The organism is Streptomyces sp. NPDC048603 (genome assembly GCF_043199475.1).
Classification (GTDB): Bacteria; Actinomycetota; Actinomycetes; order Streptomycetales; family Streptomycetaceae; genus Streptomyces.
Genome location: NZ_JBICVY010000009.1, coordinates 45,823 through 57,894, shown reverse-complemented (window position 1 = coordinate 57,894; position 12,072 = coordinate 45,823). Strand labels below are relative to the sequence as shown.

The following is a 12,072-nucleotide window of genomic DNA, read 5'->3' as shown; positions in this document are numbered from 1 at the left end:
GCCGGGGTGCATTCCTCCCTGGCCCATATGCGGGGTGCACGACTTCCCCGGCGTCCCTTGAACGGGCAACCGGCCGGTGACTACCGTCGTCCCCCATGACATCTTCAGCGCAAACTGTGACATCCCTGGCGCACGGTGGATTGCGCACGGCCGATGCCACGTCAGATGTCCGTGCCCCGTCGGCACCCGCGGAGAGGCGGACGGTGGTGCCTCTGTACGTGGACCGGACCGACCCCTGCTTCTTCGACCACCCGCTCGACCACATACCCGGCATGCTGCTGGTGACGGCACTGCTCGACGTGGTCCGGGCGGAGTCACGGCACCACGCGGGCGCGGGACTCGACCGGCTCCGCGTCTCGCTGGCCTTCGACCGGATCTGCGAGCTCGGCGAGCCGGTGCTGCTGCACTGCGACCCGGCCCCCGCCGAGGACGGCCCGTCCTGGCGGCTGCGCGCCGAACAGGACGGCCACACCGTCTGCCGCGCGGCCGCCGGCCTCGCCCCCGGCCGGTCCCGGGCGCCGCACCCCACCGCTCCCGGGACTCCCGGCCACGGCCCGGCCGCCCCGGCGGACCACGCCCGCCCCGCCGAGGCCGCCCTGGTGCACCGGCACCACCCGGAGAACGTCCTGCTCGGCCCGTCGCTGCGCACCGAGCAGGCCGCCGTACTGGTGCCGCCCGCCGGGCACCGGCTGCACGGCGGTCCGGAGGGCTTCCACACCCCCGCCGCACTGATCGAGTCGGCCCGTCAGATGGCCACCCTGCTGGGGCACTCGGCGCACGGCCGCGACCCGGACGCCCAGATGCTGTGGGTCACCCTGGAAGCCGACGTACCCACGGACCTGCCGACGTCCGTCCCGCTCGCGCTGCGCTGGGAGTTCGCCCCCGCGCGCGGCGCGCGCGCCCCCTATCCGATGGCCCTGCTGGACGCCGGGAGCGGTGAGCGGCTCGGCCGGATCGAGATCACCGTCCACACCATGAGCCGCGCCCGCTACCTGGAGCGGAGGGCCGCCCGGTGAGCGCCGCCAAGCACTCCGCACCCCGCGGCGGAACCTCCCTCGCCGTCCGGGCACCCCGCCTGCTCTTCCTGTGCGCGGTCGCCGCCGTCGGCACCGGCACGGCCGTCCACCTGCGGGACGCCGGAGACCCCGTCCACCTGGTCGCCGCCGTGCTCGCCGCCTGCTACCTGGGGTGGCTCGCCGTCGAGATCCCCGTCACCTTCCGCACCTCGACCGCCCCGCCCAGCGAGTCGGCGACGCTGGTGCTCTACGCGACCGCCCGGATCGCGACCGCCGCGGCCGCCGTACTGGGCCCGCTGCCGTGGAGCGGCTGGTCGTGGCCGCTGCTCGCGCCCGCCCTGCTCTTCGCCGGCGGAGTCGTCCTGCGACAGGCGGCCATCCACACCCTCGGCCGTTTCTACTCGCACCACGTGATGCGCCAGCAGGACCACCGGATCGTCACCTACGGCCTGTACCGCTTCATCCGGCACCCCGCGTACGCGGGCATGCTGCTGGCGCACGCCGGGTTCGTCGCCTTCTTCCTCAACCCGCTGAGCGTGCTGCTGCTGGTGCTGCTCGCCGCCGCGATCGCCTTCAGGATCCGCACCGAGGAGCGGATGCTGATGGACATCCCCGGCTACCCCTCCTACGCGGCCGCCCACGCCCGACTCGTCCCCGGGGTCTGGTGACCGTCACCGTGCCCGTGCCCGTGCCCGTGAACACCGATCCGACGGAGCCACAGCAGGTGCTCTTCCCCGACGTGCTCTCCTCCTCCGGCGCGCTCTCGCCCGGACCGCTCTCTCCCGACGAGCTGCTCACCACCACCCGCTCAGTACGCCGGCGGCTGGACACCTCCCGCCCGCTCGACCTCGCCCTCGTCAAGGAGTGCGTGGAGATCGCCCAGCAGGCACCCAACGGCGGCAACACCCAGCGCTGGCACTGGCTGGTCGTCGCCGACGCCGCGCTGCGGTGCCGGATCGCGGCCGTCTACCGCCGTGCCTTCGAGGCACGGAACCCGCCCGCCGACCTCCCCGCGGACACCCCCGAACAGGTCGCCTTCGCCCGGATGATGCGCAGCGGCCACCACCTGGCCGCCCGGCTGCACGAAGTGCCGGTGCTGGTCATCCCGTGCCTGCGACTGCGCGAGAAGGAGTTCCCCGCAGGCAGCCAGGCCGGCCTGTGGGGATCCCTGCTCCCGGCCGCCTGGAGCTATATGCTCGCCGCCCGCGCTCGCGGCCTGGGCACCGCCTGGACCACCGCGCACCTGGACGCCGAGGAGGAGGTCGCCGCCCTCCTCGGCCTGCCGGAGGGCGTACGCCAGGGGGCCCTGATCCCGACCGCGCACGTCCTGGGGGAGGGCTTCCGCCCGGCCCCGCGCCGGCCCGTGGAGAGCGTGCTCCACCTGGACGGCTGGGGCGGCGCGTGGGGCGGTGGGCTGGATGGCTGACCTGCTGACCGCCACGACCGCGGACGCCGCCGCCCTCGCCGACGCCGCGCAGGTGGGCAACAAGTTCGCCCGCCAGGAAGTGCTGCGCCGCGCGGGCTTCCCGGTCCCCGGGTTCTTCTGCCTGCCCGCCACCGCCTTCGACCGGGCCCTGGACGCCGTACGGCCGCTGCTGCCGCCGCTGCCGCCGGGCACCGCGGACGGCCACGCGGACAGCAGCGCCGCCGACGACTGGTGTGCCGCCGCCCACCGGGCCCTCACCGGGGGCGGCATCCCCGAGGCCCTCGCCGCGCGGATCCGGCGGGAGTTCACCGCCCTGGTCGGCGCGGACGGCCTGGTCGCCGTACGGGCCTGCGTGGTCCCCCCGGCCACGAGCGACCCGGCCACGAGCAACCCGGCGACCAACGCCCCGGCGACCGACGCCCCGGCGACCGACGATCCGGACACCGCCATCGCGGAGGACAGCGCCGTCGACCCCTTCGCCGGAATGAGCGACAGCTTCCTCTACGTCGACCGGGACGGCCTCGGCGAAGCCGTCGTCCGCTGCTGGGCCTCCGCCTTCAACCCGCAGGCCGTCCGCTACCGCCGCTTCCGCGGCCTCGACCCGACCGCGGCGCGCGTCGCCGTCGGCATCCAGCGCATGGTGCCCGGCACCCGCTCGTTCGTCGCCTTCACCCGCGACCCCCGGGACGGTGCCCGGCGCCACCTGATCGCCGCCGCCCATGGCATCGGCGAGGGCGTCGTCCAGGAGAAGGCCGACGTCGACCACTTCTTCCTCGACCCCGGCACCGGCCGCGTCACCGCTCGGACCGTCCACAAGCGCTGGTCGGTGGGCCTGCCGGAAGGCGCCGCCTCCGGTGCACCCGTGCTGCTGCCCGTCCCTCCCGAACTGGCCGGCCCGCCGGTGCTGGACGACGACGAGGCCCGTGCGGTCGCCGGGCTGGCAGCCCGGGTCGAGGAACTCTTCGGCGTCCCCCAGGACATCGAGGGCACCATCACCCCCGACGGCACCGTCCACCTGGTCCAGGCGCGGCCGCTGGTAACGGCGGACACCCCCGCCACAGCCGCCACCCCCGCCACAGCCGATACTCCCGACGGCAGCCCGCCCACCGTCCACTGGGGCAACCACAACATCACCGAGAGCTTCCCCGGCACCTCGGGCGCCCTCACCTACTCCCAGTCCCGCGAGTTCTACCGCCGCTCCTTCAGCGACCTCTACCGCCGCATGGGCGTACCCCCACGGCGGCTCCGGGAGAACGCGCACCGCCTCGACCGGATGGTCGGCTACCTGGAGGGCCAGGTCTACTACCGGCTCGACGACTGGCACGAACTCCACGGCCAGATGCCGATGTTCGAACTCGTCCGGCACCAGTGGGAAGCCTCGATGGGCATCACCGGCCCGGCCCGCGGCACCCGCCGCCGGTCGCCGCTCCGGGTCGCCGCCTCGGTGCCCCGGCTGCTCTGGCGCACCGCCGCGCACCCGTGGCAGGTCAGGGGCTTCCTCCGCTGGTGGGACCGGCAGACCGCCGAGATCGACACCGTCGGCGACACCCCGGAAGAACTGATCGCGCTCTACCGGCGCGTCTGGGAACGCGCCGGGGAACAGTGGGGCATCACCCTGGTCAACGGACTGATCGCGCTGCTGGTGCTCCGCTCCGGCACCGCACTGCTGCGCCGCTGGACCGGCCTCGGCCCGCAGGTCTTCGTGTCCCTGCTCGTCGGCGGCAAGGAGAACCGGTCCCTGCAGGCCGTACGCGCTGCCATGGCGCTGGCCGAACTCGTCGGGAAGGACCCCGAACTGCGCCGTGCCGTCCTCGACGGCGAGGACCCGCGGCAGGTGTGGGCCGACCTGACCGCCGGCCGCCACGGCACGGCCGCCGCCGACGCCGCCCGGGACTACGTCGCCCGCTACGGCGACCGCGCCCTGCACGACCTGAAGCTGGAGGAGCCCACACCCCGTCAGCGCCCCTGGACCGTCGTCCCGCTCATCCGCCCGCTGGTCCGCCAGGGCACCACCGTCGCGGCCAACCGCGCCGAGGAGCGGGCCGCCGCCGGCCGCGCCCGCGAGCGCCTCCGCGCGGCCTGCCCCGGCCCGGTGCGCCGCGGCGTACTGCTGGCCCACGCGGCTCTCGCCCGGGACCTGGCCCGGGTCCGCGAGGACACCCGCTTCTGCCGCACCCAGCTCTTCGGCATGTCCCGCGAGGTGATGTGGCGGCTGGGCGCCGAACTCGCCCGCACCGGCGTGCTCGACGACCCCCTGGACGTGACCGACCTGACCGTCGACGAGGTCATCGGCGCCTTCGACGGCACCGGCACCGTCCCCGACCTGCGGGCCCAGGCCGCCCTGCGCCGCGCCGACCGCCTGCGCTGGGCCGGCACCGAACAGCGCCCCGCCCTGCTGGGCGTCCCCGCAGGGCTCCCACTCACCCGGGCACTCCCGTACGCCGTACCCGTCCGCGACGACGGGGACTCCGGCGGCCGGGTGCTGCGCGGCATCGGCTCCAGCGGCGGGGTGGTCCGCGGGCGCGCCAAGGTGGTCCTCGACCCCGGCACCGATCCGGACCCGGCCGGGGACCGCATCCTGGTCGCCCGCGAGACCGACCCCGGCTGGCTGTTCCTGATGATGTCCGCCAAGGGGATGGTGGTCGAACGCGGCACCCTCCTCTCGCACACCGCGATCACCGGACGGCTGCTCGGAGTCCCGACCGTGGTCGCCGTGCCCGACGCCACCAAGGCCGTCCCCGACGGGGCCTGGATCGAGATCGACGGGAACGCGGGCACGGTCCGGCTGCTGCCGGAGCCGTCCGGACCCACCGACACGGCGGAGCGCACGCCCGGGGCGGAGAGGTACGGGGCGGAACGGACCGACGAGGCGGAGAACGATGACTGACCCGACCGACCCGACTGCCGCGACTGCCCCGACTGCCCCGACTGCCCCGACCGGCCCGACTGCCCCGGCACGCTTCCCCTTTCCCCCCGCGGCCGACGTCCGCCCCCCGGCCCGCTACGGCGAACTGCTCGCCACGGGCGCGCCGTACCCGGTCCGCCTCACGAGCGGCCGCCCGGCCCTGCTGATCACCCGGCACGAGGACGTCACCACCGTGCTCGGCGACGACCGCTTCAGCCGGGCCGGCTACGCGGCACTCGCCCGGCCGCTGCTCGCCCGGGACGCCGACTCCCTCCCGCTGGTCACCGCCGACGCCCCCCAGCACACCCGCCGCCGCCGCGCCGTCCTGCCCGCCTTCACCACCCGCCGGGTCCGGGACCTGCGGCCCCGTCTGGAGCAGCTGGCCGACGGGCTGCTCGACACGCTGACCGCGGGCGCCGGGCACGGCACGGCCGACCTGGTCGGCGGCTACACCGTGCCCTTCGCGCTGCGGGTGATCTGCGAGGTCCTCGGCGTCCCCTTCGCCGACGGCGACCGGCTGCGCCGCGAGGTGGACGTCCTGATGTCCACCACCGGCCACACCCCGGAGGAGGCCGCCTCGGCCCAGGCCCGGATGAACGACTGTTTCACGGACCTCGTCGCCGCCAAACGACGCGCCGCCGAACGCGGCGAGCCCGCCTCCGACCTGCTCACCGCCCTGGTCACCCGGCCTCCCGACGACCCCGGCCGGCACCTCACCCCGAAAGAGGCGGTGGCCCTCGGCTCCGGCATGCTGATGGCCGGCTACGAGACCACCGGCAACTCCTTCGCCATGTGCGTCCTGCTGCTGCTCCGGCACCCCGGCCTGGCGGCCCGGCTGCGCGCGGAACCCGCCCTGATACCCGGCGCCGTCGAGGAGATGCTCCGCTGGAGCTCGCTCAACAACACCGGCGGCGCCCCCCACCTGGTCACCGAGGACACCGTGCTCGGCGGCTGCCCCGTACGGGCCGGCCAGGTCGTCGTACCGCTCACCGACGCCGCCAACCGCGACCCGGCACGGTTCGAGGACCCCGACGGCTTCGACCCGGACCGCCCCGACATCGCCGGTCACCTGGCCTTCGGCCACGGCCGCCACCTGTGCCCGGGCGCCGAACTCGCCCGCGCCGAACTGCGGATCGGCATCGCCGCACTGCTCCGCCGTTTCCCCGTCCTCGAACTCGCGGTCCCCGAGGACGAACTGGACTGGCGCCGCACCATGTTCATCAACGGCGTCTGGCAGCTACCGGTCCGCTGGGCGGTCCGCCGGGCGGTACGCACGGGGGAGCGGCCCGAGTGATCCGCCGTCTCGCCCTCTTCGTCCGGGGCAGCTATCCGCTGCCCCTCTCCGCCGTGTTCGCCGCCGCCTGGGCCGTGGGGACCACCGGGCTGTACGCCGCCGTCGACCCCCGCGCCCACGAGTGGCGGCCCGGCTGGGGCACCGCCGTCGCCGCCGTCACCGTCCTCGTCGACCTGCTCCTGCTGCGGGCCGCCGACGACCTGCGCGACCTGCCGTACGACCGCCTGCACAACCCCGGCCGCCCGCTGGCCCGCGGCGCGGTCCGGCCCCGGGACCTCGTCGTCCTCATGGCCGCCGGCGCCGCCGGCCTGCTGCTGCTCAACGGCGGCAACCGGCCCGCGCAGCTGCTGCTCGCCGCCCAGTTCGCGTACACGGCCGTCCTGGTGGGCACCGAACTGCGTTCCGGCTGGCCGCCCGGCGACGCGGTGGTGATCGGCGTGCTGCTCAGCTCCCCGATCCAGATCGTCCTCAACCTCTACCTGTACGCGGTCTTCCTCCACGACACCGGCCTCTCCGCAGGCCGCGGCGCACTGCCCGTCCTGGCCGTGGTCCTGCTCGCGGCCACCCACCACGAGCTGGCCCGCAAGCTCGTCCGCGCCCCCGCCGCACGCGAACGCACCTACGTGCACGTGTTCGGCGTGCGCGCCACCACCGCGCTGGCCGTGGGCTTCGCCGCCGCCTCCACCGCGGTGGCCCTGGCCGCCCTCCACCCCTGGACGGCCCGGACGGCCGGGCCGGACGGCCCCGGCGCCTGGGGCTGGCTGGTGCTCCTGCCCGCCGCGGTCGTCGCCCGGGCCGCCTGGAGCTTCACCCGGGGCCGGGCGCCGCGCTGGCCGGCGCACGCCACGGTCGGCTACCTGCCGACCGCCTTCACCTGCTACCTGCTGATCGGTCTGGGGGCCACCTCGTGAGGACGGACAACCTGTACATCGCCGGCGTCGCCGCCCGCGTCCCGGAGCTGTTCCCGGTCACCGAGGCGGTCCGGTGCGGCTGGTACGACGCCGGACGGGCCGAGGCCGAAGGCTGGACCAGCGTGGCCCTAGCCGGGAGCCTGTCGGCGCCCGAACTCGCCGCAGAGGCGGGCGTCGACGCCCTCAAACGCTCGGGCCTGGGCAGCGACGAGATCGCCCTGGTCCTGCACTCGGGCGTCTGGCACCAGGGCCCGGACGGCTGGTTCCCCGCGCACTACGTCCAGGACCGGGTGACCGGGGGGGCAGCGCCCCCGCCATCGGACTGCACCAGGGCTGTACGGCCGTACTCGACGGGATCCGCCTCGCCCACGGCCACCTGACCACGGACCCCACCGCGACAGCGGCCCTGATCACCGCCGCCGACAACTTCGGCACCCCGCTCGTCGACCGCTGGAACTACGCGGACGGCTGGGGTTCCGGCCGCGGCTCCGTCCTCGGCGACGCCGGCGGCGCGGTGGTCGTGTCCACCGGGGGCGGCCCGCTGCGCGTCCGCTCGCTCGCCCTGACCTCCCTGTCCTCCTGGGAGCACCTCTACCGCGGCGACGAGGCCATGTACCCGCCGCCGATCCTGCTCGGCAACCAGGCCGTCCTCGGCACCCGGATGGCCTCCTACGTCGCACGCCGCGACCCCGACGGCGCCCTCCTCCAGGCCGTCACCCGCGACCTGGTCCGGGCCCGTACGGCGCTGGCCCGGCAGGTCATGGAGGAGGCCGGGGTCGGCCCCGCGGACATCACCCGGGTCACCCACGTCTTCACCGGCCACCCCCGCTACCTGGCGAGCCTCCTGCGGCCGCTGGGCATACCCCCCGAGCGCGGCCTGCTCGACCTCGGCCGCGCCCACGGCCACCTCACCTCCACCGACCAGGTGCTGGGCCTGTCCCACCTCATGGAGACCGGCGCCGTCTCCCCGGGCGACCACATCCTGATGATGGCCAACGGCGGCAGCATCTCCCTGGCCTGCGCGGTCGTCGAAGTCCTGGCCCGACCGGACTGGTGACCCGCAGGACGCCTGCTCAGACGGTCGTGGACGGGAGCTGGTGCGGCATGTTCCAGCCCTCGGCGAGTCTCGACGGGTGGACGTTGTCGCCCCCGCCGAAGAACTCGCAGAACTTCATGATCAGCGGGTCCCAGCCGAGCGGGTCCACGTAGTGGGTCCCGGGAATGACCAGGTCCTCCTCGACGTGGGCGCGAAGGACCTCGAGTTCGAAGGCGGTGGCGTGCGGTTCGGGACCGCCGAAGGGATGGGCCGAGCCGACCCGGCATTCCAGCTGGACCGGACATTCCGCGACCCTGGGAGCCCTGACCAGGTCCGATGCCTGTTCGGTCAGTCGTGCTGCCGAGAACTTGTCCGGCTCGAACCGGTATCCCTGCTTCGCCTTGTAATCCGGAACGGCCGGCCTGCCGGTGGTGAGAGCGATCCGGTCGACGGCATCGACCATCGCCGACGAGGGCAGGTTGAGCACGCACTCGCCCTCTCGCAACAGGTTCGCGGTGGTCTGGGCGTTGTTGCCGAGACCGATCATGCAGGACTGGCCCAGCCACCATGCCGAGGACATCGGCGCCAGGTTCGCCGTGCCGTCCTCGTTGAGTGAGCTGATCAGCACCACCGGAGTGCCGAAGTACAGGACCTTGAGCCCGGGGACGACGTGCATGCGCTGTGCCTTTCGCGGAGTTCCGGACGGACCGGCCCGCGATCGACAACACGAGCCGTCACCGACTCTCCCGTGAGCAGGACCACCGACGCTGGCGGGAATGCGACCTCGCGTTCCGGGCGCGGGTGCGCCACTTCGGGCGCACGGCTCTCGTGAAGCGGGAGGGATCCGGGAAGGTCCCCGGACAAAAAACAAAGGCAAGGAGGTCACGGACTCCTTGCCACTCTCAACATATAGCGCACGGGGGGCCTTGCGGCAAGACCCCCGTCATGCCGCACACTCTCGCTCGAAAGCCAGAAAACGATCAACGGGGGTTTGATGTTCGACGTCATCATCGCCGGCGGGGGCCCGACCGGCCTGATGCTCGCCGCCGAGCTGCGTCTGCACGACGTGGACGTACTCGTCCTGGACAAGGAAGCGGCGCCGTCCGACCAGTCCCGCGCCCAGGGCCTGCACGCCCGCAGCATCGAGGTGATGGCCCAGCGCGGCCTCCTCGACCGCTTCCTCCCGCTCGGACAGAAGTTCGCGGTCGGCGGCTTCTTCGCCGGCATCGACCGGCCGTGGCCGGACCGGCTGGACACCGCCCACTCCTACGTCCTCGCCATCCCGCAGACCACCACCGAGCGCCTGCTCACCGAGCACGCCACCGCACTCGGCACCGAGATCCGGCGCGGCCTCGAACTGGTCGGGCTGACCCAGGACGAAGACGGCGTGACCGCCGAACTCGCCGACGGCACACACCTGCGCTCCCGCTACCTCGTCGGCTGCGACGGCGGCCGCAGCACCGTACGCAAGCTGCTCGGCGTCGCCTTCCCCGGCGAGCCCGCCACCACCGAGACCCTCCTGGGTCACGTGGAGGTGGCCGTCCCCCACGAGACCCTCATGGCCGGCATCGCCGAAGCCCGCAAGACCCAGCTGCGGTTCGGCGCCATGCCCCTCGGGGACGGGCTGTACCGCGTCATCGTCCCGGCCGCGGGCCTGGCCGAGGACCGTACCGTCGCCCCCACCCTCGACGAGCTCAAGCAGCAGGTACGGGCGGTCGCCGGCACCGACTTCGGCATCCACTCGCCCCGCTGGCTCTCCCGCTTCGGCGACGGCACCCGCCTGGCCGAGCGCTACCGGGTGGACCGGGTGCTCCTCGCGGGCGACGCGGCCCACATCCACCCGCCCACCGGCGGACAGGGCCTCAACCTCGGCATCCAGGACGCGTTCAACCTCGGCTGGAAGCTGGCCGCCCAAGTGGCCGGCTGGGCACCGGAAGGACTCCTCGACAGCTACCACACCGAACGCCACCCGGTGGCCGCCACCGTACTGGACAACACCCGCGCCCAGATGGAGCTGCTGTCCACCACCCCCGGCGCCCGCGCCGTACGCCGCCTCCTGACCGAACTCATGGACTTCGAAGAGGTCAACCGCCACCTCATCGAGAAGATCACCGCGACCGGCATCCGCTACGACTTCGGCGACGGCCACGAACTGCTCGGCCGCCGCCTGCGGGACATCGGCCTGAAGCGGGGCCGCCTCTACGACCTCACGCACGCCGGCCGCGGCCTCCTCCTCGACCGGACCGGCCGCCTCTCGGTGGACGGCTGGTCGGACCGGATCGACCACGTCGTCGACGTCACCGAGGAACTGGACGCCCCCGCCGTACTGCTGCGCCCCGACGGCCACGTGGCCTGGGTGGGCGGCGACCAGCAGGACCTCCTCGCCCACCTCCCCACCTGGTTCGGCGCCCCCACCCCCTGAGCGTGGAGGCCCGGACCCGGAACCACGGACCCCGGAACCACGGACCCCGGAACCACGGACCCCGGAACCACGGACCCCGGAAGGACGGACCACGCCGCGCGCTTGAGCCGGGCTCCGCACGGGAATCCCCCTCCCAGGGCGGGACAAGGGGAACCCGCCCCGAATGGGGGAAGGACATGTTCCTGGTCTTATGGGTCCCGCTCGCCCTGCTCGCCGTGGGATCCGCCTGGCTCGCGGCACGCGGGACGGGCACGCTCAGCCCGGCGCAGGCCGGTACCACCAGCTGGTGGGTGACCGAACCCGAGCACGCGGCGTGCAACGAATGCGGCGGCCACCGCGGCGAGTGCGGCGGCACGCAGAACTGCCCGAGCGGCTGCTTCAACCCCGGCGTCGACTGACCCACCGGCACAGCACACGGGCACAGCCCGGCCAAGGCCGCCACCCCACCACAGGGGCCGGCGGCCCTTGGCACGCCCGCCCCCATGAACGAGGATGATCATCCCTGGGCCAGGCGGCCAGGCCGACGTGTGAAAGGGAGGGGATCCCGGAATGTTCGCAGTGATCTACCGGTGGCGGCTGCGCGAGGGCATGGAGGACACGTTCGCCGACGGATGGCACCGGGTGACGAAGGCGATCCACGCGCAGTGCGGGAGTTACGGCTCCCGCCTGCACCGCGCGGACGACGGCACGTGGGTGGCGTACGCGCGATGGCCCGACGCGGCGACACGCGAGCGGTGCGCGGTGCCCGACCCGGACGGGGAGGCCCTGATGAGAGCGGCGATCGAGGAGTACTTCGAGGAGACCCGGCTCGAACTCGTCGACGACCTCCTCGCGGAACCGTCCGCGTGACGACGACGCTCAACCTGTGGAAGCACAAGCTCGGAGAACTGCCGGAGTCGCTGTGGCAGCGGACCGAACTCCACATGCTGATCCTCGCGGACAACGAATTGAGGCACCTCTCCCCAGCTTGAGTGCAGACCCGTGGGGCCCGCAGGTTCCGTGCCTCCCCCGTTGGGGGGAGGACCACGCCGTACCGCGGGTGGATGCCTCTCGTGCTGGCGT

13 protein-coding genes are annotated in these 12,072 nt (G+C 74.0%); 12 read left to right on the top strand and 1 reads right to left on the bottom strand.

Translation table 11 applies throughout. The features are described 5' to 3' along the window. The first annotated feature begins 203 nt into the window (after positions 1 to 203). The 8 genes from ACGFQ9_RS22960 to ACGFQ9_RS22925 all read left to right on the top strand — a co-directional run bounded on the left by ACGFQ9_RS22960 (position 204) and on the right by ACGFQ9_RS22925 (position 8,609). A complete protein-coding gene (locus tag ACGFQ9_RS22960; protein WP_393576089.1) occupies positions 204 to 1,016 on the top strand; it encodes an AfsA-related hotdog domain-containing protein in 813 nt (270 codons plus the stop codon). Then, positions 1,013 to 1,684 (top strand): methyltransferase family protein, encoded by a 672-nt coding sequence (locus tag ACGFQ9_RS22955; RefSeq protein WP_393576088.1) that lies wholly within the window; start codon positions 1,013 to 1,015, stop codon positions 1,682 to 1,684. The genes ACGFQ9_RS22960 and ACGFQ9_RS22955 overlap by 4 nt, the downstream gene beginning before the upstream one ends. Further along, positions 1,681 to 2,442 (top strand): nitroreductase family protein, encoded by a 762-nt coding sequence (locus tag ACGFQ9_RS22950; RefSeq protein ID WP_393576087.1) that lies wholly within the window; start codon positions 1,681 to 1,683, stop codon positions 2,440 to 2,442. The genes ACGFQ9_RS22955 and ACGFQ9_RS22950 overlap by 4 nt, the downstream gene beginning before the upstream one ends. Continuing rightward, positions 2,435 to 5,329, top strand: a complete 2,895-nt coding sequence (locus ACGFQ9_RS22945) for a PEP/pyruvate-binding domain-containing protein (RefSeq protein ID WP_393576085.1) — start codon at positions 2,435 to 2,437, stop codon at positions 5,327 to 5,329. Before ACGFQ9_RS22950 ends, ACGFQ9_RS22945 begins: the two co-directional genes overlap by 8 nt. Then, the gene (locus ACGFQ9_RS22940) at positions 5,322 to 6,641 is read left to right on the top strand and encodes a cytochrome P450 (protein WP_393576084.1); all 1,320 of its coding nucleotides are present in this window, start codon (positions 5,322 to 5,324) and stop codon (positions 6,639 to 6,641) included. The genes ACGFQ9_RS22945 and ACGFQ9_RS22940 overlap by 8 nt, the downstream gene beginning before the upstream one ends. Continuing rightward, positions 6,638 to 7,552: a hypothetical protein gene (locus ACGFQ9_RS22935; RefSeq protein WP_393576083.1), complete on the top strand. Its 915-nt coding sequence runs from the start codon at positions 6,638 to 6,640 to the stop codon at positions 7,550 to 7,552. The genes ACGFQ9_RS22940 and ACGFQ9_RS22935 overlap by 4 nt, the downstream gene beginning before the upstream one ends. Beyond that, the gene (locus ACGFQ9_RS22930) at positions 7,549 to 7,932 is read left to right on the top strand and encodes a hypothetical protein (RefSeq protein ID WP_393576081.1); all 384 of its coding nucleotides are present in this window, start codon (positions 7,549 to 7,551) and stop codon (positions 7,930 to 7,932) included. Before ACGFQ9_RS22935 ends, ACGFQ9_RS22930 begins: the two co-directional genes overlap by 4 nt. Before the next feature lie 140 nt (positions 7,933 to 8,072). After that, positions 8,073 to 8,609 (top strand): 3-oxoacyl-[acyl-carrier-protein] synthase III C-terminal domain-containing protein, encoded by a 537-nt coding sequence (locus ACGFQ9_RS22925; RefSeq protein ID WP_393576080.1) that lies wholly within the window; start codon positions 8,073 to 8,075, stop codon positions 8,607 to 8,609. A 16-nt stretch (positions 8,610 to 8,625) separates the two neighbouring features. On the opposite strand, the gene ACGFQ9_RS22920 is transcribed toward ACGFQ9_RS22925, so the two are convergent. Beyond that, positions 8,626 to 9,264, bottom strand: a complete 639-nt coding sequence (locus ACGFQ9_RS22920; protein WP_393576078.1) for a flavin reductase family protein — start codon at positions 9,262 to 9,264, stop codon at positions 8,626 to 8,628. Positions 9,265 to 9,582: 318 nt separating this feature from the next. On the opposite strand from ACGFQ9_RS22920, the gene rox reads away from it, so the two are divergent. The 4 genes from rox to ACGFQ9_RS22900 all read left to right on the top strand — a co-directional run bounded on the left by rox (position 9,583) and on the right by ACGFQ9_RS22900 (position 11,981). Next, positions 9,583 to 11,010: a rifampin monooxygenase gene (gene rox, locus ACGFQ9_RS22915; protein ID WP_393576077.1), complete on the top strand. Its 1,428-nt coding sequence runs from the start codon at positions 9,583 to 9,585 to the stop codon at positions 11,008 to 11,010. Positions 11,011 to 11,186: 176 nt separating this feature from the next. Beyond that, a complete protein-coding gene (locus ACGFQ9_RS22910) occupies positions 11,187 to 11,408 on the top strand; it encodes a hypothetical protein (protein ID WP_393576076.1) in 222 nt (73 codons plus the stop codon). A 151-nt stretch (positions 11,409 to 11,559) separates the two neighbouring features. After that, positions 11,560 to 11,859, top strand: coding sequence for an antibiotic biosynthesis monooxygenase (locus tag ACGFQ9_RS22905; protein WP_393576075.1), 300 nt, complete (start codon positions 11,560 to 11,562; stop codon positions 11,857 to 11,859). Next, positions 11,856 to 11,981, top strand: a complete 126-nt coding sequence (locus ACGFQ9_RS22900) for a hypothetical protein (RefSeq protein WP_393576074.1) — start codon at positions 11,856 to 11,858, stop codon at positions 11,979 to 11,981. Before ACGFQ9_RS22905 ends, ACGFQ9_RS22900 begins: the two co-directional genes overlap by 4 nt. Positions 11,982 to 12,072: the final 91 nt, after the last annotated feature.

What these genes read in the sequence shown, in the direction of transcription:
- rox (WP_393576077.1), top strand. Translation starts at nt 9,583, where the DNA reads ATGTTCGACGTCATCATCGCCGGCGGGGGCCCGACCGGCCTGATGCTC.
- ACGFQ9_RS22905 (WP_393576075.1), top strand. Translation starts at nt 11,560, where the DNA reads ATGTTCGCAGTGATCTACCGGTGGCGGCTGCGCGAGGGCATGGAGGAC.
- ACGFQ9_RS22945 (WP_393576085.1), top strand. Translation starts at nt 2,435, where the DNA reads ATGGCTGACCTGCTGACCGCCACGACCGCGGACGCCGCCGCCCTCGCC.
- ACGFQ9_RS22920 (WP_393576078.1), bottom strand. Translation starts at nt 9,264, where the DNA reads ATGCACGTCGTCCCCGGGCTCAAGGTCCTGTACTTCGGCACTCCGGTG.
- ACGFQ9_RS22910 (WP_393576076.1), top strand. Translation starts at nt 11,187, where the DNA reads ATGTTCCTGGTCTTATGGGTCCCGCTCGCCCTGCTCGCCGTGGGATCC.
- ACGFQ9_RS22940 (WP_393576084.1), top strand. Translation starts at nt 5,322, where the DNA reads ATGACTGACCCGACCGACCCGACTGCCGCGACTGCCCCGACTGCCCCG.